This is a genomic window from Mediterraneibacter sp. 210702-DFI.5.30, assembly GCF_020560115.1.
Classification (GTDB): Bacteria; Bacillota; Clostridia; order Lachnospirales; family Lachnospiraceae; genus Mediterraneibacter; species Mediterraneibacter faecis.
The window spans coordinates 327,550-350,223 of the sequence record NZ_JAJCME010000002.1 but is presented as its reverse complement, the minus strand read 5'-3'; the positions used below and the strand labels follow the sequence as shown (position 1 = coordinate 350,223).

Sequence of the window (22,674 nt, the reverse complement as noted above, 5' to 3'; positions counted from 1 at the left end):
TGAGAGAAAGGAGCGTGGGAAAATGAGGAGGCTGGCAGCAGTTCTCTGTGTGTTGATCTATCTTGGCGGTGTAATTGTATTTGCGTGGCCGGATCTTAACAGTTTAAAAACAGGATATGAGAATAAGAAAGTGATGGAACAGTTCCAGGATCAGACAGAAGCAGAACAAAGTGTATCGAATCAGAAAGACTCTACCTCTGCCGATTCCAACCAGATCCCAAAGAACGCCCAGCTCTATCAGGAGATGCAGGCATATAATCAGCAGATCTTTTCTGATGGTCAGTCAGGACTGACTGATCCGTGGTCTTACGAGCAGGAGACATTGGATCTGTCGAAGTATGGGATTGATGACGGGATGATCGGAATTCTTGATATTCCGAAGATGGATGTGACATTGCCATTATATCTCGGCGCAACGCAGGAGAAGATGGCAAAAGGTGCGGTTATGCTTGGGCAGACTTCATTTCCGGTGCAGGGGACAGACAGCAATTGTGTGATCGCAGCGCACCGAGGATGGAAGGGGATTCCGATGTTCCGCGAGATCGAGCGGTTGGAGATCGGAGATGAACTGACGATACAAAACTGTCAGGAAACATTGACGTATCGTGTGTCGGAGATTGAAATCATCCTGCCGGATGAGAGTGACAAGATCATGATTCAGCCGGGGCGGAATATGGTGACTTTGATGACATGTCATCCTTATACGCAGAATTCCAGAAGATATGTTGTGTATTGTGATGAGGTTGGAACACAGCCGGAGGCAGCAGTTGATGTAGCAGAAGAGGCGGACAGCAGCCGGCAAGAGATTATCACCACTTCCGAGCAGAACAGAACGGAAGCATTAGAGGAAGATCAGCGTCTGATCGCGAGAGATACGTTATGGAGGAAAGCCGGTTATGCTGGAATCGGGCTGATCGGAGTATTGATTATTTTTGGATTTATCCCTAGGAAAAAGCACTGATTTGCGTTATACTAAGAAAGATGTGAATGAAAACATGGTACAAAGGAGATGGAGCAATGATTCGTTTTACATGGTATGAACTGCTTTGGCTGTTTTTCATCTATTCTTTCTTAGGATGGGTGCTGGAGACAGCGGCCGCAACAGTAAAACAGAAGAAGTTTGCGAACAGAGGTCTGGTGAATGGACCGTTCTGTGTGATCTACGGTATCGCCGCTCTGTTCATGACATTTGGATTACAGGAGCTAAGAGGAGTCTGGCTTTTTTTATTTGCGGCGATTTATGCGACAGTGATTGAATGGGTTGCAGGGCATTTGATCGAGAAGGCATTTAAAGCCAGATGGTGGGATTACTCCAGGATCAAATGGAATCTGGACGGATATATCTGTATCCCGGCTTCTCTTATCTGGGGTGCTCTTGGATATCTCGGAATCCGCTGGGGAAACAGATTTGCGATCATAGTATTTAAAATGTTGCCTCTGTTCCTGATGAAGATCCTTGTATTGGTTCTTCTTGGCGTATTGGTTGTGGATATCCTCGGATCTTATCTGTTGCTTCGTGGAAAAGGGAAGAACCTCGCGCGGTGGGAAGCTACGAATGAAGGTCTGGATAAAGTCAGCAATAAGCTTGGAAGTGCGATTTCCGGATGGGTTGGGAAATGTATCCAAAAAGCGTATCCAAAAGCGATGGAACTGATCCGCAAGGAAGAGGAATCGGAGAAGGGGAAAGTATTTGCTGCAGGCTGTGGGTTCTATAAGATTGTGCTGTTGTTCTTTGTCGGAGCATTTCTTGGAGATATTACAGAGACGATTTTCTGTAGGATTACGGCAGGTGTGTGGATGAGTCGCTCCAGTGTGGTCTGGGGACCATTCAGTATTGTCTGGGGACTGGCAATCGCACTTGTGACAGCAATGCTTTACAAATATAAAGATAAGAGTGACAGCTTCTTATTTATCATCGGTACATTGCTTGGCGGAGCATACGAATATCTCTGTAGTGTATTTACGGAAATTGTATTCGGGAAAGTATTTTGGGACTATAGCGAGATTCCATTTAACTTAGGAGGCCGAATCAATTTATTATACTGCTTCTTCTGGGGAATTGCAGCAGTTGTCTGGTTTAAGAAGATCTATCCGTACATTTCCACATGGATTGAGAAAATCCCGATGTTGGCAGGGAAGGTGCTCACCTGGTTTTTGATCATTTTCATGGTCTGCAATGTGGCTGTGTCATGTATTGCACTTGTTCGTTATGACGAACGTGGAAAGGGCGTTGTAGCGGAAAATAGCATTCAGAAATGGGCAGATGAGCATTATGATGATGCGAAGATGGAGAAGATTTATCCGAACGCAAAAGCGACAGAATAGAAAATAAGATGTAAACGAGAGGGAAATGGTATGATGGAGAATAAAAAGATGCTGGCAGAGCATCCGAAGAAAGAGCTTGCAGTGGATATTTTGTATGATATTATAGGAAGTATTTTGTTTGCTGCCGGAATCTATACATTTGCAGAAGGGGGAAACTTTGCGCCTGGAGGGATTTCAGGTATCGCCTTGATCATGAACAAGTTATGGAATCTTCCGGTCGGTACAATGACGTTAATCTTGAATATTCCGCTGGTCATCATCAGTTACAAGACAGTAGGAAAGAGGTTTTTGATGAAGACTGCGAGGACAATGATTATTTCAACCATTTTTGTCGATCTTGTATTTCCGATGTTCCCATACTATACAGGGCAGCGTCTGCTTGCAGCGATTTACTCGGGAGCATTGCTTGGACTTGGAATGGTTCTTTTCTATATGAGAGGTTCTTCTTCGGGCGGAGCAGATTTCCTGACGATGACGATCAAAAAGAAGAGACCACATATGTCTCTTGGTCGACTGACGTTGTTGATCGACTTGATCATTATTTTAATTGGATGGCCGGTATTCGGTGATGTTGACTCAGTTCTTTATGGATTGATCGCAGTATTTGTCTGTTCTATGGTGATCGACAAGATTCTTTACGGAATCGGTGCAGGAACACTTGCAATCATTGTTACATCGAAGGGAGAAGAAACAGCGGAAGAGATTGGAAGAATCACCGACCGTGGTGTAACATCTTTGGAAGGAATGGGTACTTATACAAAGAGTAAGAGAAATGTTCTGCTCTGTGCATGTTCCAAGTCAGAAGCGTATCTTGTGAAAAATGCAGTTTACCAGGTAGATGACTCTGCGTTTGTAATGTTTACTGAGACGAGTGAGGTGCTTGGAGAGGGATTCAAGGAAAGTCTTGATGAGTTGTAAATAAAAGAGAAGAATATGAAATAGAAAAAGCTGCTGTCTGAACTGTTGCTTGCGGGACTCGTGAACAACAGACGGACAGCAGCTTTTCTATATGCTCTTTATGAAGAGATTCGTTTTCAAAGATATAAAAATGTTAATCTTCTTTCGCCCAGTCGAAGGAATATTTGACAGCCTTGTGCCAGCCTTTCAGTTTCTTTTCGCGGACTTCCGGATCAATCGAAGGTTCAAAGACCTGATCGATCGCCCAGTTCTCTTTGATTTCTTCAAGACTGTTCCAGTAGCCGACTGCAAGGCCAGCCAGATAAGCAGCTCCCATAGCAGTCGTCTCAACGCAGACCGGACGGTGGACAGGTGCGTTGATCAGATCAGCCTGTGTCTGCATCAGGAAGTTATTTGCGCTTGCGCCGCCGTCTACTTTCAGGGAGGCAAGATTAATGTCGGAATCTGCCTTCATGGCAGTCAGGACGTCATATGCCTGATAAGCGAGAGACTCGAGGGTTGCACGGATGATATGGTATTTATTTACTCCGCGTGTCAGGCCCACGATCGTTCCGCGGGCATACTGATCCCAATATGGAGCACCGAGTCCGGTGAAAGCAGGCACAACATAACAGCCGTTTGTATTTTTCACTTTCTTTGCCATATATTCGCAGTCGTCAGCGGAATCAATCAGGCGCAGTTCATCACGCAGCCACTGGATCGCTGCACCGGCAACAAAGATAGAACCTTCCAGAGCATATGTAACCTTTCCGTCAAGTCCCCAGGCAATCGTGGTGACCAGCCCATTGTTGGAAAAGACAGGTTTCTCTCCGGTGTTCATCAGAAGGAAGCATCCGGTTCCGTAAGTATTCTTCGCATCTCCCGGTTTAAAGCAGGTCTGACCGAAAAGTGCAGACTGCTGATCTCCGGCAGCACCGGCAATCGGGATCGCTCCGCCGAGGACGGAAGGATCTGTCTCTCCGTAAATGTAGCTGGAAGGCTTTGGTATCGGAAGCATACAGCGTGGGATCTGAAGTTCTTCGAGAATCTCGTCATCCCAGTCTAATGTATTGATATTGAAAAGCATGGTTCGTGATGCGTTGGAGTAGTCTGTAACATGTACTGCGCCTTTCGTCAGTTTCCAGATCAGCCAAGTCTCTACTGTACCAAAGAGCAGTTCTCCGCGCTCGGCACGTTCTCTTGCTTTCGGAACGTTGTCGAGAATCCAGCGGATCTTTGTTCCTGAGAAATAAGCATCAAGTACAAGGCCGGTTTTCTGACGGAACTTTTCTGTCAGTCCTTTTTCCTTCAAAGAATCGCAGAATTCAGCAGTACGACGACACTGCCAGACAATCGCGTGGTAGATAGGATCGCCGGTATTTTTATCCCATACGATCGTTGTCTCGCGCTGGTTCGTGATACCGATTGCAGCGATATCAGAAGGTTCTGCGCCGATGATGTTCATAGCCTCCACAGCAACTCCGAGCATGCTTGCCCAGATCTCGTCCGCATCGTGCTCAACCCAGCCCGGTTTCGGAAAATGTTGTGTGAATTCTCTCTGTGTGACGCTGCAGATTTCCCCTTTTTTATTAAATAAAATGCAGCGGTTACTTGTGGTTCCGGCATCTAATGCCATAACGTATTTTGACATAATATGTGCCTCCTCATTCTAGTATTACTCAGAACAGTAACCATTTCTGTTCTATATTCTAATAAGATAAGAATATCATAATCGGAATGGAGGTTCAATGGACGAAAGGTGCTGTAATAACTAAATTTTCGCATTTTACTGTATTTTACTGTATGCATGCTTGCAAATCTTTTTGTGATACCGTAAAATAAATTTTGAATTGCTTTTCAGCAGTTCGCCTTATGCAACTAATAACGATACAGAGACATTAGAAAGTTTTATTTTCTTATGCATTTTCATAATAAGAAAGGCGGTATATTCCATGGGAATGATACGTGCTGAAAAGCTTGTATTTGAATATGATAAACGAGACGAAGAAGGTAATGTGATCGGATCCCATCGCGCCATTGACGGAGTTGACATTGATGTCCCGCAGGGGTCTTTTGTGGCGATTCTTGGACATAACGGTTCAGGAAAGTCTACCCTGGCGAAGCATATGAATGCGATTCTCGTCCCGACAGGTGGAACGATGTGGGTGGACGGAAGAGATACGAAAGATCCGAATGAGCTTTGGAACATCAGACAGAGCGCCGGTATGGTATTTCAGAATCCGGATAACCAGATTATCGGAACTGTTGTGGAAGAGGAAGTAGGATTCGGTCCGGAGAACTTAGGAGTTCCTACGGATGAGATCTGGAAACGGGTAGAGAACAGTCTGCGTGCAGTCGGTATGCTGGAGCGCAGAAAGGATTCTCCGAATAAACTGTCCGGCGGTCAGAAGCAGAGGGTGGCGATCGCAGGAGTGATCGCAATGGAGCCGAAGTGTATCGTGCTCGATGAGCCGACAGCGATGCTTGATCCGAATGGACGAAAAGAAGTGATTGAAGCGGTAGAGCAGCTTCGAAAAGAGAAGAATGTTACGGTGATCCTGATTACACATTATATGGAAGAAGTGATCGATGCGGATCAGGTATTTGTAATGGATGAAGGGCATGTGGTGATGCATGGTACACCGAAAGAGATCTTCAGCCGGGTGGATGAACTCAAGAAGTACCGTATGGATGTACCACAGGTGACAATGCTGGCAGACGCATTGATTCAAAAAGGAGTTCCGCTGCCGAAAGGAATTCTTAGAAGGGAAGAATTGGTGGATGCCTTATGTCAATTAAGTTAGAAAATATCAGTTATGTATATAGCCCGGGAACTGCATATGAGCATCATGCGCTGAAGGATGTCAGTCTTGAGATCCCACAGGGACAGTTCGTCGGAATCATTGGACACACGGGTTCGGGAAAATCAACCTTGATCCAGCATTTGAACGGTCTGATGAAAGCAACTTCAGGGAAATTACTTTATGAGGGGCAGAACATTTACGAGGACGGATATGATATGAAGAAACTGCGTACACAGGTAGGACTTGTGTTCCAGTATCCAGAGTATCAGTTGTTTGAAGTTGATGTGTTAAGCGATGTGTGTTTTGGACCGAAGAACCAGGGACTTTCCAAGGAAGAGTGCGAGAAGCAGGCAAGAGAAGCCTTGAAGCTTGTAGGATTTCCGGAGAAATATTATAAGCAGTCCCCATTTGAATTATCCGGAGGTCAGAAGCGTCGTGTGGCAATCGCGGGAATTCTTGCAATGCATCCGAAGGTACTTGTTCTGGATGAGCCGACAGCCGGACTGGATCCGAAGGGACGAGATGAGATCTTAGATCAGGTAAAATTGCTTCATGAGAAGACCGGAATGACAGTAATTCTTGTTTCCCATAGCATGGAAGATGTTGCGAAATACGTGGAGCGCCTGATCGTGATGAATGATGGAGAAAAGATGCTTGACGGTACACCGGAAGAAGTGTTCCGCCATTATAAAGAGCTTGAGGCTGTTGGACTGGCAGCACCACAGGTAACATATGTAATGCATGATCTGAAAGAAAAAGGATTTGATGTATCAGCAGATGCGACAACTGTGGAAGAGGCTGCGGACGAGATCTACAACTTCCTGAAGAAGAGACAGGAGGTGCAGTCATGATCAGAGATATTACGATAGGACAGTATTATCCAGCACAGAGTCCGATTCACAGACTGGATCCGCGTGTGAAGATTGTCTGCACACTGATCTTTTTGATTTCTTTATTTGTGCAGAACAGTGTGCTTGGATATGCATTGGCATTTGTATTTCTTGCGTGCATGATTCACGTTTCTAAAGTCCCGGCAAAGTTTATCGGAAAAGGACTTAAGCCGATTGTGATCTTGTTATTGTTTACAGTGGCTATGAACTTGTTCCTTACAAGAGGCGGTGCAGTGTTATTCCATTGGGGAATCATTACGATCACAGAGACAGGACTTCGTACTTCTGTGTTCATGGCAGTTCGTCTTGTACTGCTTGTTGCAGGATCTTCTTTGATGACATTTACAACGACTCCGAACGGACTGACGGATGGACTGGAGAAGCTGCTTCATCCACTGAACCGAATCCATGTACCGGTACACGAAATTTCGATGATGATGTCTATTGCACTGCGTTTTATTCCGATTCTGCTGGAAGAGACAGACAAGATCATGAAGGCGCAGATTGCAAGAGGAGCTGATTTTGAATCAGGAAATATTATCCAGAGAGCAAAGGCAATGATTCCAATCCTTGTTCCGCTTTTCGTGTCTGCGTTCCGAAGAGCGAATGATCTGGCGATGGCAATGGAAGCCCGCTGTTATCATGGTGGCGAGGGGCGTACAAAGATGAAGCCTTTGAAATATCATTATCAGGACAGACTTGCTTATGCAATCACATTGGGATATCTAATCGCGATTGTAGTGATCGGAAGATTTGTGCCGTTTAAATTGTGGATTTTTTAGAATAAAATAAATAGAGAAGAGGGACGGAGATTTCTGTCCCTTTTATTTACGCGAGCAACGAGCCAAAGTCCGTGCTTGCACGAGAACTTGGCGACTGCCGCGATAACTTGAGAAACTCGCGGAGCGTGTTTCTCATAGTATAGGAGAAAGAACAGATATGAGAAGAATCAGATTGAGAGTGGCGTATGACGGGACAGCATACTGTGGCTGGCAGGTGCAGCCGGAAGTGCCGACGATTGAAGGTGAATTGAATCAGGCGATCTCCAGACTTACGAAGGAAGAGATTATCGTGATCGGGGCAAGCCGCACAGATGCTGGAGTCCATGCGAAGGGAAACGTTGCTGTATTTGACACAGAGTCTACAATCCCGGCAGACCGGTTTGCTTATGCATTGAATCCACTGCTTCCGGAAGATATCGTGGTTGTGGCATCAGATGAGGTGGAAGCAGACTGGCATCCAAGACATTGTGATACGGAGAAAACGTATGAATACAAGATCTTAAATAGCAAGTTCCCGGATCCGATGAGAAGAAGAGACACGTATCATGTTTCTTTTGACCTGGATCTTGAGAAGATGAGAGAAGCAGCAGGATATCTGAAAGGGGAACATGATTTTAAGAGCTTCTGTAATGTTCATACTCAGGTGGAAGATACGGTTCGCACGATTTATGATCTGGAAGTAGAGAAAGAGGAAGAGCTTATTACAATTCGTGTCCGTGGAAATGGATTCCTCTACAATATGGTCCGGATCCTTGCAGGTACGTTGATCGGAGTCGGAAGAGGAGCGATTGATCCGGAACAGATTCCGGCCATTCTTGAGGCGAAGGATCGCCAGGCAGCAGGAATGACAGTTCCACCACAGGGACTAACACTTGTTAAAATTGACTACCTTGATGAAAAAAGCAAATAATTTTTTGTAAAGGTTGACAATGAACCGTTTCGCTGTTAGACTAGACAGTGTGGTGATTGTCAGTAGACAGAACCAAATTTCAGGCAGAGACGAATTTTAAACGTATGCCTGGAATTTGTTTTTGTAAAGAATAACGAAAAAAATCGCGTATTATGTAAAAGTATAAAAAAAATATAAATATTATTAACAAATTATAAAATATTTGATTGACTTTTATGTGCAGGTTTGTTATACTGAATCACGTAGAAAAGAGATAACATTGACGAATTGTTATCATTAAAGAAGGATTGTTACTGTTAGGCAGGCAAAACCAGATTTTATGAGCGTCACCGAAGAAATCAAGGGGGATGCCTTAAAGTTTGGCTTTTTTATTATGAGGGAGTTTTTCCCAAAGTTAGAGAAAGGCCAATCGGATGGTTATAGACAAAATAATTAATAACAATATTGTATCTGCATTTGACGAAAAAGGCTTAGAAGTTGTTATCATGGGCCGCGGAATCGGATTCCAGATGAAGCGGGGACAGGAAGTTCCTGCAGAGAAGATAGAGAAGGTTTTCCGTATCAAGAGTCAGAGCATAGCAGAACAGCTCAAGGAATTGCTGGCGAAGATGCCGCTTGAGCAGGTTCAGATCTCGAACGAGATCATTTCCTATGCAAAGAAGACAATGAAGCTGAAGTTAAATCAGAGCATCTATGTTACATTGACAGATCATATCAGTTTTGCAATCAGCCGCTGTAAAAAGGGGATTCATCTTGAGAATGCGTTGCTGTGGGAGATTAAAAGATTTTATCCACAGGAATTTGAACTCGGAAGATATGCGGTAGAACTTGTGAAAAAAAGACTGAATGTAGAGATGCCTGAGGACGAAGCAGGATTTATTGCATTACATTTTGTCAACGCAGAGTATGGGACTGATATTCGGGATGCAGTACGGTTTCCGAATCAGGTGAAAGAGATTCTTGGAATCGTAGCAGATGAACTTGGGATTGAGATGGATGAAGGCTCATTGCATTATGAAAGATTTCTGACACACGTGAAGTTCCTTCTTCAGAGGATTTACCGCAAGGAGTTACTTGAAGAGGAAGAGAACGAGATTACAGAGATGATGCAGAGAAAGTATCCGAGAGAGTATTCTTGCAGCAGAAAAGTTGCAGATTACATAGAAAAGACGGCAGACTGCAAGCTGTCAGGAGAGGAAGTTTTGTATCTGACGCTCCATATTCGCCGTGTTGCGATGGCGGATTCGGAGGACGAATAGAGGGTTGCTTTGAACGGTAACGAAAGAAATGGCTGTATTAGGGAACAGCTACTGTAAAATCGGACTTTAGCGCAAGGCGCTTTTGTCATAGATGGTTCTCTGGTTTGTGGAAGACCCGGAGGATCAGAGTTGATTTTGACCGGAGGACTCATTTGCCGGTTAAAATAAAAAGGGATTAAAAATGAGAGATTATTAAGGAGGGAATTCTATGAAATTCGTACAGAAATTAGGAAAAGCTCTTATGCTTCCTGTTGCTTGTCTTCCGATTTGTGGTATCCTGATGGGATTAGGATACGCAATGTGTCCATCTACTATGCAGGGTGGAGATGTAACTGGTATTGTTCAGCAGATCGGATTTTTCCTTGTAAAAGCTGGTGGTGCCTTGATCGATCATATGGCACTCCTCTTTGCAATCGGTGTTGGTGTTGGTATGTCTGATGACCATGATGGTACAGCAGGTCTTGCTGCACTTGCATCCTGGCTGATGATCACAAACCTTCTTTCTACTGGAGCAGTATCTGTTCTTAGAACACTGGAAGAAGGATCAACAGCATTTATCGCATTCAGCAAAATCGAAAACCCATTTATCGGTATCATCGCCGGTATCATCGGTGCACTTTGCTACAACAGATTCAAATCAACTAAGCTTCCTGACTGGCTGTCATTCTTCAGTGGTAAGCGTTGTGTAGCAATCGTTGCAGGTGTTGTTTCTATTATTGTATCTGCAGTTCTGCTCTTTGTATGGCCGGTACTCTTTGCAGGACTGGTTGCACTTGGAAAAGGAATCGCAGGAATGGGAGCTCTTGGAGCTGGTATCTATGCATTCTTTAACAGATTACTTATCCCGTTCGGTCTGCACCACGCACTGAACAATGTATTCTGGTTTGATACAATCGGACTTGGAGACCTGTCACACTTCTGGAATGGAGAAACATCTGCAGACGTTTCCTGGAGTCTTGGAATGTACATGTCAGGATTCTTCCCATGTATGATGTTTGGTATCCCTGGAGCAGCTCTTGCTATGATTCAGTCTGCAAAGAGCAATAAGAAGAAAGTTGCAATCGGACTTATCGCATCTGCAGCAATTTCCGCATTCGTTTGTGGTGTTACAGAGCCATTCGAGTTCGCATTCATGTTCCTCGCTCCGGCACTTTACGTTGTATACGCATTACTGTATGGTATCTTTACAGTAATCACAGTAGCTCTTGGATTCCGTGCAGGATTCAGCTTCTCAGCAGGACTTACAGACCTTATCTTCTCTGCTTCCCTTCCGGCAGCAGCTAAGACATGGCTTATCATTCCTCTTGGAATCGCAGCTTTCATCGTATTCTACGTTGTATTCCGTTTCGCAATCGTTAAATTCGATCTGAAGACACCAGGTCGTGAAGATGACGATGATGATGAAACAAAAGTTGTTCTTGCAAACGATGACTTCACAACAGTAGCTAAGATCGTTCTTGAGGGTGTTGGTGGAAAAGATAACGTAGAGTCTGTCGACAACTGTATCACAAGACTTCGTCTTGTAATCAAAGATTACACAAAGGTTGATGAGAAGAAGATCAAATCTGCAGGTGTTGCAGGTGTTGTTCGTCCATCTCAGAAAGACGTTCAGGTAATCATTGGAACAAAAGTTCAGTTTGTAGCTGACGAGTTCAAGAAACTTTGCAAATAAGTTTAAATGATAATTAGGTTATCCGGGATAATGATGTGAAAGAATACGGATAACACACACATTAATAATCCCTTTTCAAAAGCGGAAGTGGAATCGGCGAAGAGCCGGGGACACTTCCGTTTTTTATATATTAGGAAAGTTCTTTCCTAATATATAAAAACGCTCCGCTAGGGATGCGCACTGCGGCGTACAAGGTAGGTGTCGCAAGCGACTGCCGCAGGCGCCAGAATGTGCCAAGGCACATTCTTTGTTATATATACAAGACCACTTGACAAAAGGATTACAATAGTCTATCATCAAGACTACGAGAGTTTATTCTGACTCTTATATAGAAGTTATATATGGAAGGCTGTGAAGGGAACAAGTAACAGACAGAACAGACACACAGAAAGCTGCCGGCTGATGAGAGGCGCGTAGATGACTGACTGCGAATACATCCCGGAGCTTCACACCGAAATCTGATGATGAAAGTTCAACGATTGATATGGACAGCAGATCAGACAGAGAGTAGGCTGTGACGGAGTTGTGCTCGTTATTGCACGAATGAGACTGACAGACATAAAGGTAAGAATTTTATACTTACATCCGAAAAAATGTTGTCGGTGAATTAAGGTGGTACCACGGTGATAGATCGTCCTTATTGCGTCATGCAGTAAGGATTTTTTTATATGTTAGGAAAGTTCTTTTCGGATATATAAAAAGGCCAAGCTGAATGATGCGTTATAATGCTACTGGTCACAGTTTTTGTGCCAAGAGACATGTTATGAATATTCTGTAGAAGTTACAGAAAAATAAAACGAAAAGAGAAGGAGAAGAAAGATGGGAATTTATGAAGAGCTTCAGGCAAGAGGCCTGATCGCCCAGGTGACAGATGAGGAGAGAATCAAAGAACTTGTAAATAATGGAAAGGCTACATTCTATATTGGATTCGACCCGACAGCAGACAGTCTTCATGTAGGACATTTCATGGCACTGTGCCTGATGAAACGTCTGCAGGAAGCAGGAAACAAGCCAATCGCACTGATCGGTGGTGGTACAGGATATATCGGAGATCCATCCGGAAGAACTGATATGAGAAGCATGATGACACCGGAGCAGATCCAGCATAACTGTGACTGCTTCAAAGAGCAGATGAGCCGTTTCATCGATTTTTCTGATGGAAAAGCACTTATGGTAAACAATGCGGACTGGCTGCTTGACTTGAACTACATTGATGTACTTCGTGAGGTAGGACCTCATTTCTCAGTAAACAGAATGCTGACAGCGGAGTGTTACAAGCAGAGAATGGAAAAAGGACTTAGCTTCCTTGAGTTCAACTACATGATCATGCAGGCATATGACTTCTACGAGCTGTTCCAGAACTACGGATGTAACCTTGAGTTTGGTGGAGATGATCAGTGGAGCAATATGCTCGCAGGTACAGAGCTGATTCGTCGTAAACTTGGTAAAGATGCAAGCGCTATGACAATCACACTGCTTCTGAACTCCGAAGGTAAGAAGATGGGTAAGACACAGTCAGGTGCTGTATGGCTTGACCCGAACAAGACATCCCCATTCGATTTCTACCAGTACTGGAGAAATGTCGGAGATGCTGATGTTCTGAAATGTATCCGTATGTTGACATTCCTTCCACTTGAAGAGATCGACAAGATGGATACTTGGGAAGGTGCACAGCTTAATACAGCAAAAGAAATCCTTGCATATGAGCTGACAAAACTTGTTCACGGTGAGGAAGAAGCGAAGAAAGCACAGGAGAGTGCACGTGCACTGTTCAGCCAGGGAAATGCTGATAACATGCCAACAACAGAACTGGAAGAAGCAGATTTCCAGGATGGAAAGATTGATATCCTTGCAGTTCTCGTAAAGAGCGGACAGGCATCTTCCAGATCTGACGCAAGACGTGCCGTAACACAGGGTGGTGTTTCTGTAGACGGAGAGAAAGTAACAGACATTACAACAACATATGCTCCGGCAGACTTCGACGGAGAAGGAAAGATCGTGAAAAAAGGAAAGAAAAACTTCCGCAGAGTTGTTGCAAAATAATTGAAATGAAGTAGAGAAATAGTGGCTGTTACTGTAGCATTAAGTTGGATACAGTAATGGCCGCTTCTTATAAGGAGGAAACAAAAATGGCATTTAAAGAAGTAAAGATTGAGGAACTTTCATTTAACCCTTTTACAAAAATCAGCAAGGAATGGATGTTGATCACAGCAGGAGATGAAGAGAAGCATAATACAATGACAGCCAGCTGGGGTGGTGTTGGAATTATGTGGGGGATGAATGTGGCTACAGCATATATTCGTCCACAGAGATATACGAAGGAATTCGTAGATGCAGAAGAGATGTTTACACTTTCTTTCTTTAAGGAAGATTATAGAAAAGCATTAAATCTTTGTGGTTCCAAGTCAGGTCGCGACTGTGATAAAGATAAAGAAGCAGGTCTGATACCGTATTACACAGACGGAACAACAGCGTATGAAGAAGCAGATCTGATCTTTGTCTGCAGAAAGCTTTATGCACAGGAGATGAAACCGGAGTGCTTTACAGTAGACGGACCGGATGAAAAATGGTATCCGGGCAAAGATTACCATACAATGTATATGGGTGAGATCGTGAAGGTTCTTGTGAGAGAATAAGTAAAAGATTTCAGCTGGTCAGATTATGAAGTCGAAGAGCCGGAACAATTAAAATAAAGAGTAGTTACACTGCTTGCAAATAATAGGAGAACTCCTTTCAGTTGTGATAAGATGCAGTCTGAGAGGAGTTTTTTGTAGAATAGAGTAAATAAAAATGCTGTACAACTTGAAAATTTTGATAAAATATGGTAAAAATAGATATAGAAAATACCAGGAAAGCGGGCGGTAGAATGGAAGAAGTAAAAACAATAATACTGAAGGATGTATTGCCTTTTGTGGATCCGGTGGCAAGATCCCATGCGAGAAGAGTTCTGAAAGATGCAGAAGGATACAAGGAGCTTGTGATTGATTTTCGGGGAATTGAATTCATGGGGCGCGGTTTTGCGGATGAAGTGTTCCGTGTATTTCAGGAAGAGCATCCGGAGATAAAGATTACACCGCTTCATGCAAGCACATCCATGTTAGCGATGATTCGCCATCTCGGAGGAAAACAACAATAAATGATATTTACAGATTCCTTGTAAACCGTTACAATAGGAAGTCGGGGCGTTTGTCTCTGATATCTAATTTTATAGAAGAAAAGGAACAAGGAAAATGGGGATTTATCTGATTGTATGCCCGCTGGTGTTTCTGGCGGGCTTTGTTGATTCAATTGCAGGAGGCGGTGGACTTATCTCGCTTCCGGCATATATGTTTGCCGGGATTCCGGTGCATAATGCAATCGCGACGAACAAGCTGTCATCTTCAACAGGAACGGTAGTATCGACAGCGAGACTGATTAAGAATAAGAAAGTAGACTGGGGATTCGTACCCGGAACGGTGATCGGAGCGTTGATTGGTTCTGTTGCAGGGGCGAATCTGGCGTTGATTATCAGCGACCATATTTTGAAAATGGTATTGGTTGTGATCCTGCCGATCGTAGCCTTTTGTGTGTTGAGAGACAAGAACATGGATGTGGAAGTTCCGGTCGGAATGACAAAGAACAAGCAGTATCTGATCGCAATTGTATGCTCTTTGGTGATTGGTTGTTATGACGGATTCTACGGTCCGGGAACAGGAACCTTCTTGCTGCTTGTATTTACCAAGCTTGCGAAGATACCATTGGAGAAAGCGACAGGAAATGTGAAGATTGTGAATCTTTCTTCCAATATTTCAGCGCTGATCACATTTATCCTGGCAGGGAAAATCCTGTGGGGACTGGGACTGGCAGCATCCTGTTTCAGTATCGCAGGGCATTACGTAGGTGCAGGAATGGTTGTGAATAATGGGGTGAAAGTGATCAAGCCGATTATTCTGATCGTGCTGGTACTGTTATTGGTTAAGGTTGTGTCTGGGATATAAGTAACTGTTCAGAGCCAAGCAAAATTTCAAAAAACAGGTATAAAAGGCTTGCATTTTTGAGGCTGTTTTTGAAATTTTATTTGGCGGATACACCATACCGACGAAATGCGTAGCATTTTGGAGGTTGGCTCTGAACAGTTACGAATATAATAAGGATATAAAAGAAGCAGAATCATGAGGGAAAATGATTCTGCTTCTTTGTGTATAGGCTTAACTTTTATACAAAATAACATAAATTTGTCAATTTTTATAAACATTATAATATAATACTCACATCACCAATCTCAGCACTCTTGTCTTATCCAATATAAAAATCGAACATACCATAAAAAGATGTGCAAGCAGTGTACTGACGATCACACCGTTAGACGTAAGCAGGAATCCGGTATAGAATCCAAACCAGCAGACGAATCCGGAGTAACTTGCCATCAGGATAAGCAGTGGCAATTCTTCCCAGAAGCCGTGAAGTGTGCTTAAAAAGTCATCCATTGTAAAATCGAAGTAGATAAAACGACCAACAGCAAGTGTGATGAAGTACATCATCAGTGAATCGTAGTTGTCATCATTGTAAATAAACTTAATATACAGAAGTATCAGTATAATATAAAAGGAAGATACCAGTCGAATGGACGCCTTCTGGTTGGAATCTATTTCTTCCAATGGTACAAATACAATATCAAGCCATCCATTTAAGATAACGGAGAAGCAAAGGAAGAGTAACAGGATAATGTCCTGATACTTCTGCCAATAGATGGACACGCCTGGAATCCTCTCGTCGATAACATAGTAAAGAGACAGAAAGATCAGCACGGAGGTGCTGGCGAAGACCATCTCAAAGAAACTTTCAATAATGCTTCTCTTGCGCTCCTGGTGATGGCGGTTGATACGACGGATTGCTTTGTGAGACAGGGAGTCATCTTGCAGTCGCTGGCGTGTTTTCAATTTGGCTACGCCAAGAACAATACCGATCACAACGGCCAGCCCGATCAGCGAGACGAGCAGGTAGATTCCGATGTATTCAAAGTTAAAGTAGTGTGTAACATAAGTTTTCATTAAAATGCCTTCTTTCAAAATCCTTAGCAGATGGTAAATGTTTCTAACCACCTTAATTTTAATTATAACACGGTGATGCAAGGGATAATCAGGTTTATGGTTAGCGTATACTTATAAGATTTATAAAATAGTGGACAAAATTGAACCTAGTCAAACAAAATAAACTATGTTAGACTATCAATAGATTGATAAAAAGATAACAAGCATGGTATCTGTCAGAATGGATTGTCAGTCGTATGTAGTGCGAGTAGTAACCAAAACAGTTTACCAGGGAGTGGGAAAAGGACAGGATGAGAATAATGAAAGCAATTGTATTCGATGTAGACGACACATTATATGATTTATCAACTCCATTTAAGGAAACATGCAGGGAGGTTTTCCCGGAAGATAAAGATCTGGATCTGGAAGGCGCATTTTTGGCAAGCAGAAGATACAGTGATTCCGTGTATGCACGCTGTTTAAGTGGTGAGATGTCGATGGAAGAGATGTATATCTATCGATTCAAAAATGCATTTCTTGATTATGGGAAGAAGATTGATGCACTCAAGGCATTGGAATTCCAAGCAATTTATGAAGAAAAACAGCATGAAATCAAGATGACAGATGCAATGAGACAGTTGATGCAGAACTTGAAAGAGAAGGTGACTCTGGGAATCGTTACAAATGGTCCGGCGCAGCATCAATGGGATAAAGTGAATGCGCTTGGTGTAACGGAATGGATTCCAGTAGGTCATGTATTTATATCAGGAGCACTCGGGGTAGCAAAACCGGACAAGAGGATTTTCAGTCGTGCGGCGGAAAGAATGGGGATTTTGCCGCAAGAGATCTGCTATGTAGGAGATTCTTTTGAAAATGATATTGTTGGGGCAAAAGCTGCGGGATGGAATGCAATCTGGTATAATCATCGTGGACATCAGGCAGCAGGTGATGTAAAGCCGGATGCAGTGGTAAGAAGTGAGGCAGAATTGATTGCATGTCTGGAGAAGATCAGCACAAAGGAGTGAGCGGAATATGCAGAAGGAAGCCCAAATAATCAAGGTGATGGCTGCTCCGGAAGCTGGATGGTAAAAGAAAACCTTTTAAAAAAAGAAAAATAACAGCTGTAAGAGAAATATTTTTCAATTACAGCTGTTATTTTCTTCTTATTCGTTATTCTTCTACTTTTTCACTTTTATCTTTCGGCAGAATCAGACTGAGCAGCAGTGATACTACGAACACACCTGCAACAGCATTTCCGTTGAAGATATCTCCCACAGCCTGTGGGAAAGCGCTGAAGAAGTTCGCATCTGTTTGTGTAAGACCAACGCCGACGCAGAAAGCGAGAGATACAATGATCATTGTGCGGTCATTGAACTCGCAGTCTTTGAGCATCTTGATTCCTTCGTACAGGATTGAACCAATCTTCCATATTGGATAGTTAGACAGCGTCTGCTTCTTCATTTTTTCCGAGTCTGCGAAGCATTGTCTTCTTGACTGCACGGAAAATGTTTTCATAACCTGTGCAGCGGCACAGATGACCGGACATCATTTTACGGATCTCATCATCTGAGAATTCTTTGCCGGCATTTAAAAGTTCAGTTGCACTCATGATGAATCCAGGTGTACAGAAGCCACACTGAACAGCTGCTTCATCAATAAATGCCTGCTGAATATCGGATAACTCACCATTTGGTCCGGCGAGACCTTCAAGAGTAAGGATTTCTTTTCCCTCAGCCCATACACCGAGATAGATACAGGAGTTGAAGCATTCCCCATCAATGATTACATTGCATGCTCCACATTCTCCGACTTCACAGCCTTTCTTTACGCTGGTCAGACGGAAGTCATCTCTTAAAACATCTGTAAGTGATGCACGGACATCAATCATTTTCTCGACTTTCTTACCGTTGATCGTGCAGGTAAGTAATTTGTATTGTTTATTCATCGATCACACCTCCTGCCAATCTGATAGATTCTGTCAGTGCACGCTCTGCAAGAACAGTAGCGATGTGCTGACGGAATGCCTTGGATGCTCTCCAGCTGTCACGTGGATTGATATCTTCCAGAACAGCCTGACCAAATTCATGAACAACAGCTTTTGTAAGCGGTTTGCCTTTTGCTTTTGCCTCAGCAGAAGGTGCACGCATCGGAACAGGTCCTGCAACTCCGTAAGCAATTCTGACATCCTCGATCGTCTTCTTATCCTCAGAGAGTTTTACATTGACAGAACATCCTGTTGTTGCGATATCCATTGCATTACGCATTGCGTATTTAATGTAATGTCCGTGGTAGCCTTCGTATGCTTCCTTCGGAATGATGATCGCTGTCTGAATCTCTGCCGGTTTCAGATCAACGACTCCTGCTTTAATATAGAAGTCATGGATCGGGATTCTGCGAACTCCGTCCGGTCCTGTAATCTCAACAATTGCATCCCATGCATGAAGTGTTGAAGCGGAATCAGCGGATGTAACACCATTACATGTGTTTCCACCGATCGTTCCGATGTTACGGATTTGTGGTCCACCAACCATATCAACAGCTTCCCCAAGTACGTTGATATGCTTCTGGATGATCGGATCCTTTGTAATATGAGAGAAGCTGGTCAGAGAGCCAATGCGGATCGCACCGTCTTCTTCATAAGATATGCCTCTTATTTCATCAATTCTATAAATGCTTACAAGTTCTTTTCCTGCGCGGCGTCCTTCACGCATCTGTACAAGAACGTCACTTCCGCCGGCAATGATCTGTGCTTCCGGATGTTCCTGTAAAAGCTGTATAGCATGAGCTACGCTTTCAGCTTCATAAAGTGCTTTAAGATCATACATTTGCTTCTCCTCCTTCCTCAAACATATGTTGTTCCTTCATACTGCGGAACAGATGGTGAGGATTCACCGGTGCATCATTTACATAGACACCTGTTGCCTGATAAACTGCGTTACGGATTGCAGGTGCAATGGAACATGTCGGTGGCTCACCAAGAGATTTTGTTCCGAATGCACTTGTAGGCTCCGCATTTTCTACGAAATAAGCGCGTAGTCTCGGGTGATCCATAAATGTGGATAACTTGTAATCGAGCAAGTTATTATTTAATGCTCTTCCGGTCTTCGGATCAAAGAGCAGGTTTTCAGAAAGTCCGAATCCGATTCCCATACTCATACCACCGTGTACCTGAGCTTCAGCAAGTGCCGGGTTGATAAGAGTTCCGGCGTCATGTACATTGACGATATCAAGCAGTTTTACCTTACACATCGGGATGTCAACTTCAACTTCTGCAAATGTACATCCGAAGGAGTAAGCATTGGACTTAATCTGTGCTGTACTTTCAGCTGACAGATGCTCACTGTGTGAAAGGCTGTAAAGTGCTTCTGTTGAAAGATCTCCAAGAGACATCAGAACACGGTTATCTGTGATACGAACAATCTGTCCGTCAATGATATCCAGGTTATATTCAGGCATTCTTGTCAGTTCATGCGCATATTTCAAAATGCGTTCTTTCAGAAGCAGTGCTGTCTGGCGAATTGAGAATCCGGCTGTATAAGTCTGACGGGATGCATAAGCACCTGTTCCGAATGGTGTAACGTCTGTATCCTGACAGGAAACAACGTGTACAGCTTCAAGCGGAACGCCAAGAATATCTGCAGTCATCTGTGAATATGCAGTATCAGCACCCTGTCCGATCTCTGTCTCACCGAGCTGAACCTGAAGAGAACCATCCTGATTCAATACCATACGGCAGGAAGATGTCTCAAGTGAGATTGGCCATACAGCTGTGTTGTACCAGAAGACTGCCATACCGATACCTCTGCGGATATCTCCTGTCTGGTTCTGATATTCTTTGTATTTACGAAGGTAATCAGTAACTTCGATTCCTTTGTCGAGGCACTGGTTGAATGTGTCGCTGTATAATTCATTTTTAGAAAATGCATCCTTGAATCCGACCGGCATCAGGTTTTTGCGGCGGAATTCAAGCGGATCCATGTTAAGTTTTGCACAAATGTCTTCTGTATGACATTCTACAGCCCACATTGCCTGTGGAATTCCGTAACCACGCATCGCACCGGCAACGGATTTGTTCGTGAATATTGTATAAGCATCAGCCTCTACGTTATCACAAGGATAAAGCTGCGGGAACGCGCCGACACCTTTGGCACAGATACTGTGACCGTGAGATGCGTAAGCACCCTGATCAGAAAATGCTTCCAGTTTTCTTGCAGCAAATGTTCCATCCGGGCGAACCCATGAAATGATGTGGCTCTTGATCGCATGACGTACACGAGTAGAAACAAAGGTCTCTTCTCTTGGTACATCAAGTTTAATAAGATGTCCGTGAAGCTGCATGGACAGCCATGCACAAAGTGGTTCATACAAAACATCCTGTTTATTTCCGAAACCACCGCCGATGTAAGGCTTGATGACACGGATCTTACCCCATTCAACTCCAAGTGCCTGACCGACAACTCGACGCACGATATGAGGAATCTGAGTAGAACTTACAACCTTGATGCGGTCTCCTTCCATCTCAGCGTAGCAGATGAAGTTCTCAATATGACAGTGCTGAACAGTTGGTGTGCTGTACCAGCCTTCTACTTTGATCAGTCCCGGTTCTTTGATGGCTTCTTCATAATTTCCTTTACTGATTGTTGTATGCTTGAGAATATTGTTCGGATATTTTTCATGAAGCTGAGGAGCATCCTCTTTCATAGCATCCAGAACATCCAGAACAAATGGATATTCTTCATATTCTACTTTGATCGCACGAAGTGCCTGTGCAGCGGAAACCTCATCCTCTGCTACAACCGCAGCGATATCATCCCCATAAAATCTGACGCGGTCTGTAAGTACAAGACGATCGGCAACATCCTGATGTGATTCATCTGTGGACCATGGATGTCCGGCAGTTGGAAAATAATGTTTTTCCTTTAAATCAAAACAGGTAAATACTTTTACAACTCCAGGTATCTTCTCGGCTTCAGATGTGTCAATAGAAAGAACACGTCCGTTGGCAATTGTAGAGTGTAAAATACGTGCAATATAGGCACTCTTATCACAGAGATCATCTGTATACCTTGTACGTCCAATTACTTTATCGTAGGCATCTACACGAGTAACCTTTTTTCCTACATACATGTTATCCCCTCCTTAAACATAAGTTTGGATCAACCGTTTACGTAAAAATCAATATCCTGTTTCATCTGAAGATATTGGGCTTGGGTAATCACGATCTTTCCTTTATTTAGCGTCAGAAGATTCATCTCTTCCAGCTTTCTGATGTTTCTGTCCAGAGTTTTAATAGAAATCCCCACTTCTTCGGAAATGCGCGCTCGTGTCTGGTTAAGTACCAGAATCTCCGGTGCCGGGATCTTTTGTTCATATTTACGGACCAGATGAACCATTAATCGGTCTCTTCCTTCCATAAACAGATATTTCCTGGCTTCCGCAGTTTGCAGAACGAGGCGGCTGATATTTTCCTGTGTTCTCATGAACAGTGCATCAACATCCATACGCATCCACTCCATATAATAAATAGATGGAATGGCAAGCAGCCGACATTTTGTTGAAGACAGAATGCTGATTCGGTATCTTGTAAGCCCGGCAAAACATTCAATCTCACCAAAGAAGTCACCCGGTCCAAAGTCCTTAAAGAAATAAGATTTCTCATGCATCGGCCATTCGACTCCGGTTACTTTCCCTGATAAAATGATGTATATGTACTTGCATTCTTCTCCGGCTTTGATAAAAGTCTGGTCAGCTTCCACATCGATTACGGACATGTAATACTTGACTTCCTCCGTACAGTTTCTGAAAAGCCGGTTCATATATTCCTGCTTTTTAAGTGGTAAGCTATTAAATAAATCCACGAATCTTCCTCCTCCTTTTTATTCATTATAGAGAGAAAAGCTGATACATTAAAAGGCCATGTGACATTTTTTCTCCGCTTTTTTGAATTATGGCGTTTTGGACAAAAAATGACTATAAATTAATTGTATTATAATGTTTTTTTGGCAAAAATGACAATAAAAATTGAAAAAATATTGATTTGTAAAGTTATCCACAAATTATCAACAAAAAAGATGAGTTATAAACAAGAAACACATTGCAATTAAAAGTGGACTGGGATATTCTGAG

General features: G+C 43.3%; 20 protein-coding genes, 1 pseudogene and 1 other annotated feature. Of the genes and pseudogenes, 14 read left to right on the top strand and 7 right to left on the bottom strand.

Annotation, left to right across the window (positions count from 1 at the left end; all coding sequences use genetic code 11):
• The first annotated feature begins 22 nt into the window (after positions 1-22).
• The 3 genes from LI126_RS03610 to LI126_RS03600 are packed head-to-tail and all read left to right on the top strand — an operon-like array spanning position 23 to position 3,243.
• Positions 23-961: a class C sortase gene (locus tag LI126_RS03610; protein WP_227164830.1), complete on the top strand. Its 939-nt coding sequence runs from the start codon at positions 23-25 to the stop codon at positions 959-961.
• Between the two features lie 26 nt (positions 962-987).
• On the top strand, positions 988-2,325 hold the full coding sequence (locus LI126_RS03605) for a putative ABC transporter permease (RefSeq protein WP_227164829.1): 1,338 nt from the start codon (positions 988-990) through the stop codon (positions 2,323-2,325).
• Positions 2,326-2,355: 30 nt separating this feature from the next.
• A complete protein-coding gene (locus tag LI126_RS03600) occupies positions 2,356-3,243 on the top strand; it encodes a YitT family protein (protein WP_227164828.1) in 888 nt (295 codons plus the stop codon).
• 133 nt (positions 3,244-3,376) lie between these two features.
• Here LI126_RS03600 and glpK read toward each other — a convergent pair whose 3' ends face one another.
• Positions 3,377-4,873, bottom strand: coding sequence for a glycerol kinase GlpK (gene glpK, locus LI126_RS03595; protein ID WP_227164827.1), 1,497 nt, complete (start codon positions 4,871-4,873; stop codon positions 3,377-3,379).
• A gap of 301 nt (positions 4,874-5,174) precedes the next feature.
• Here glpK and LI126_RS03590 point away from each other — a divergent pair, with 301 nt between their 5' ends.
• The 10 genes from LI126_RS03590 to LI126_RS03545 all read left to right on the top strand — a co-directional run bounded on the left by LI126_RS03590 (position 5,175) and on the right by LI126_RS03545 (position 15,516).
• Positions 5,175-6,026, top strand: a complete 852-nt coding sequence (locus tag LI126_RS03590) for an energy-coupling factor transporter ATPase (protein ID WP_015528415.1) — start codon at positions 5,175-5,177, stop codon at positions 6,024-6,026.
• Complete coding sequence (locus LI126_RS03585; protein ID WP_055158353.1) at positions 6,011-6,877, top strand: energy-coupling factor transporter ATPase; 867 nt, start codon at positions 6,011-6,013, stop codon at positions 6,875-6,877. Before LI126_RS03590 ends, LI126_RS03585 begins: the two co-directional genes overlap by 16 nt.
• Positions 6,874-7,698 carry an energy-coupling factor transporter transmembrane component T family protein gene (locus LI126_RS03580; protein WP_015528413.1) on the top strand — a complete coding sequence of 275 codons (825 nt, stop codon included), beginning with the start codon at positions 6,874-6,876 and terminating at the stop codon, positions 7,696-7,698. Before LI126_RS03585 ends, LI126_RS03580 begins: the two co-directional genes overlap by 4 nt.
• 157 nt (positions 7,699-7,855) lie before the next feature.
• Positions 7,856-8,608 (top strand): tRNA pseudouridine(38-40) synthase TruA, encoded by a 753-nt coding sequence (truA, locus tag LI126_RS03575; protein ID WP_227164826.1) that lies wholly within the window; start codon positions 7,856-7,858, stop codon positions 8,606-8,608.
• A 413-nt stretch (positions 8,609-9,021) separates the two neighbouring features.
• Complete coding sequence (licT, locus tag LI126_RS03570; protein ID WP_227164825.1) at positions 9,022-9,867, top strand: BglG family transcription antiterminator LicT; 846 nt, start codon at positions 9,022-9,024, stop codon at positions 9,865-9,867.
• Positions 9,868-10,075: 208 nt separating this feature from the next.
• Positions 10,076-11,539 carry a PTS transporter subunit EIIC gene (locus tag LI126_RS03565; RefSeq protein WP_227164824.1) on the top strand — a complete coding sequence of 488 codons (1,464 nt, stop codon included), beginning with the start codon at positions 10,076-10,078 and terminating at the stop codon, positions 11,537-11,539.
• Between the two features lie 342 nt (positions 11,540-11,881).
• Positions 11,882-12,181, top strand: a binding site (T-box leader).
• Between the two features lie 177 nt (positions 12,182-12,358).
• Positions 12,359-13,582: a tyrosine--tRNA ligase gene (gene tyrS, locus LI126_RS03560; protein WP_055160831.1), complete on the top strand. Its 1,224-nt coding sequence runs from the start codon at positions 12,359-12,361 to the stop codon at positions 13,580-13,582.
• A gap of 86 nt (positions 13,583-13,668) precedes the next feature.
• Complete coding sequence (locus tag LI126_RS03555; protein WP_195937166.1) at positions 13,669-14,175, top strand: flavin reductase family protein; 507 nt, start codon at positions 13,669-13,671, stop codon at positions 14,173-14,175.
• A gap of 230 nt (positions 14,176-14,405) precedes the next feature.
• Entirely contained in the window at positions 14,406-14,675 is a 270-nt protein-coding gene (locus LI126_RS03550) for an STAS-like domain-containing protein (RefSeq protein ID WP_015528407.1), read from the top strand.
• A 94-nt stretch (positions 14,676-14,769) separates the two neighbouring features.
• The gene (locus LI126_RS03545) at positions 14,770-15,516 is read left to right on the top strand and encodes a TSUP family transporter (RefSeq protein ID WP_015528406.1); all 747 of its coding nucleotides are present in this window, start codon (positions 14,770-14,772) and stop codon (positions 15,514-15,516) included.
• A 270-nt stretch (positions 15,517-15,786) separates the two neighbouring features.
• On the opposite strand, the gene LI126_RS03540 is transcribed toward LI126_RS03545, so the two are convergent.
• A complete protein-coding gene (locus tag LI126_RS03540; protein ID WP_117890561.1) occupies positions 15,787-16,569 on the bottom strand; it encodes a hypothetical protein in 783 nt (260 codons plus the stop codon).
• A 290-nt stretch (positions 16,570-16,859) separates the two neighbouring features.
• Between LI126_RS03540 and LI126_RS03535 the strand changes: the two genes are divergently transcribed.
• Positions 16,860-17,573 (top strand): HAD family hydrolase, encoded by a 714-nt coding sequence (locus LI126_RS03535; protein WP_227164823.1) that lies wholly within the window; start codon positions 16,860-16,862, stop codon positions 17,571-17,573.
• 145 nt (positions 17,574-17,718) lie between these two features.
• On the opposite strand, the pseudogene LI126_RS03530 reads toward LI126_RS03535, so the two are convergent.
• The 5 genes and pseudogenes from LI126_RS03530 to LI126_RS03510 form a co-directional block, all read right to left on the bottom strand.
• Positions 17,719-17,970 (bottom strand): annotated as a pseudogene (locus LI126_RS03530) (purine permease); the annotation flags it as partial.
• Between the two features lie 16 nt (positions 17,971-17,986).
• On the bottom strand, positions 17,987-18,493 hold the full coding sequence (xdhC, locus tag LI126_RS03525) for a xanthine dehydrogenase subunit XdhC (protein ID WP_020437186.1): 507 nt from the start codon (positions 18,491-18,493) through the stop codon (positions 17,987-17,989).
• Positions 18,486-19,373, bottom strand: coding sequence for a xanthine dehydrogenase subunit XdhB (gene xdhB, locus LI126_RS03520; RefSeq protein WP_227164822.1), 888 nt, complete (start codon positions 19,371-19,373; stop codon positions 18,486-18,488). The genes xdhC and xdhB overlap by 8 nt, the downstream gene beginning before the upstream one ends.
• Complete coding sequence (gene xdhA, locus LI126_RS03515; protein ID WP_227164821.1) at positions 19,366-21,675, bottom strand: xanthine dehydrogenase subunit XdhA; 2,310 nt, start codon at positions 21,673-21,675, stop codon at positions 19,366-19,368. Before xdhA ends, xdhB begins: the two co-directional genes overlap by 8 nt.
• A gap of 29 nt (positions 21,676-21,704) precedes the next feature.
• Positions 21,705-22,406 (bottom strand): Crp/Fnr family transcriptional regulator, encoded by a 702-nt coding sequence (locus LI126_RS03510; RefSeq protein WP_117497723.1) that lies wholly within the window; start codon positions 22,404-22,406, stop codon positions 21,705-21,707.
• Positions 22,407-22,674: the final 268 nt, after the last annotated feature.

Excerpts from the sequence above, each read along its gene's own strand:
- xdhC (WP_020437186.1), bottom strand. The coding sequence starts at position 18,493 with ATGAATAAACAATACAAATTACTTACCTGCACGATCAACGGTAAGAAA.
- LI126_RS03540 (WP_117890561.1), bottom strand. The coding sequence starts at position 16,569 with ATGAAAACTTATGTTACACACTACTTTAACTTTGAATACATCGGAATC.
- licT (WP_227164825.1), top strand. The coding sequence starts at position 9,022 with ATGGTTATAGACAAAATAATTAATAACAATATTGTATCTGCATTTGAC.
- xdhB (WP_227164822.1), bottom strand. The coding sequence starts at position 19,373 with ATGTATGATCTTAAAGCACTTTATGAAGCTGAAAGCGTAGCTCATGCT.
- LI126_RS03535 (WP_227164823.1), top strand. The coding sequence starts at position 16,860 with ATGAGAATAATGAAAGCAATTGTATTCGATGTAGACGACACATTATAT.
- LI126_RS03585 (WP_055158353.1), top strand. The coding sequence starts at position 6,011 with ATGTCAATTAAGTTAGAAAATATCAGTTATGTATATAGCCCGGGAACT.
- LI126_RS03580 (WP_015528413.1), top strand. The coding sequence starts at position 6,874 with ATGATCAGAGATATTACGATAGGACAGTATTATCCAGCACAGAGTCCG.
- LI126_RS03565 (WP_227164824.1), top strand. The coding sequence starts at position 10,076 with ATGAAATTCGTACAGAAATTAGGAAAAGCTCTTATGCTTCCTGTTGCT.
- LI126_RS03555 (WP_195937166.1), top strand. The coding sequence starts at position 13,669 with ATGGCATTTAAAGAAGTAAAGATTGAGGAACTTTCATTTAACCCTTTT.
- xdhA (WP_227164821.1), bottom strand. The coding sequence starts at position 21,675 with ATGTATGTAGGAAAAAAGGTTACTCGTGTAGATGCCTACGATAAAGTA.
- LI126_RS03590 (WP_015528415.1), top strand. The coding sequence starts at position 5,175 with ATGGGAATGATACGTGCTGAAAAGCTTGTATTTGAATATGATAAACGA.
- truA (WP_227164826.1), top strand. The coding sequence starts at position 7,856 with ATGAGAAGAATCAGATTGAGAGTGGCGTATGACGGGACAGCATACTGT.
- LI126_RS03600 (WP_227164828.1), top strand. The coding sequence starts at position 2,356 with ATGATGGAGAATAAAAAGATGCTGGCAGAGCATCCGAAGAAAGAGCTT.
- glpK (WP_227164827.1), bottom strand. The coding sequence starts at position 4,873 with ATGTCAAAATACGTTATGGCATTAGATGCCGGAACCACAAGTAACCGC.
- LI126_RS03610 (WP_227164830.1), top strand. The coding sequence starts at position 23 with ATGAGGAGGCTGGCAGCAGTTCTCTGTGTGTTGATCTATCTTGGCGGT.
- LI126_RS03605 (WP_227164829.1), top strand. The coding sequence starts at position 988 with ATGAAAACATGGTACAAAGGAGATGGAGCAATGATTCGTTTTACATGG.
- LI126_RS03545 (WP_015528406.1), top strand. The coding sequence starts at position 14,770 with ATGGGGATTTATCTGATTGTATGCCCGCTGGTGTTTCTGGCGGGCTTT.
- tyrS (WP_055160831.1), top strand. The coding sequence starts at position 12,359 with ATGGGAATTTATGAAGAGCTTCAGGCAAGAGGCCTGATCGCCCAGGTG.
- LI126_RS03550 (WP_015528407.1), top strand. The coding sequence starts at position 14,406 with ATGGAAGAAGTAAAAACAATAATACTGAAGGATGTATTGCCTTTTGTG.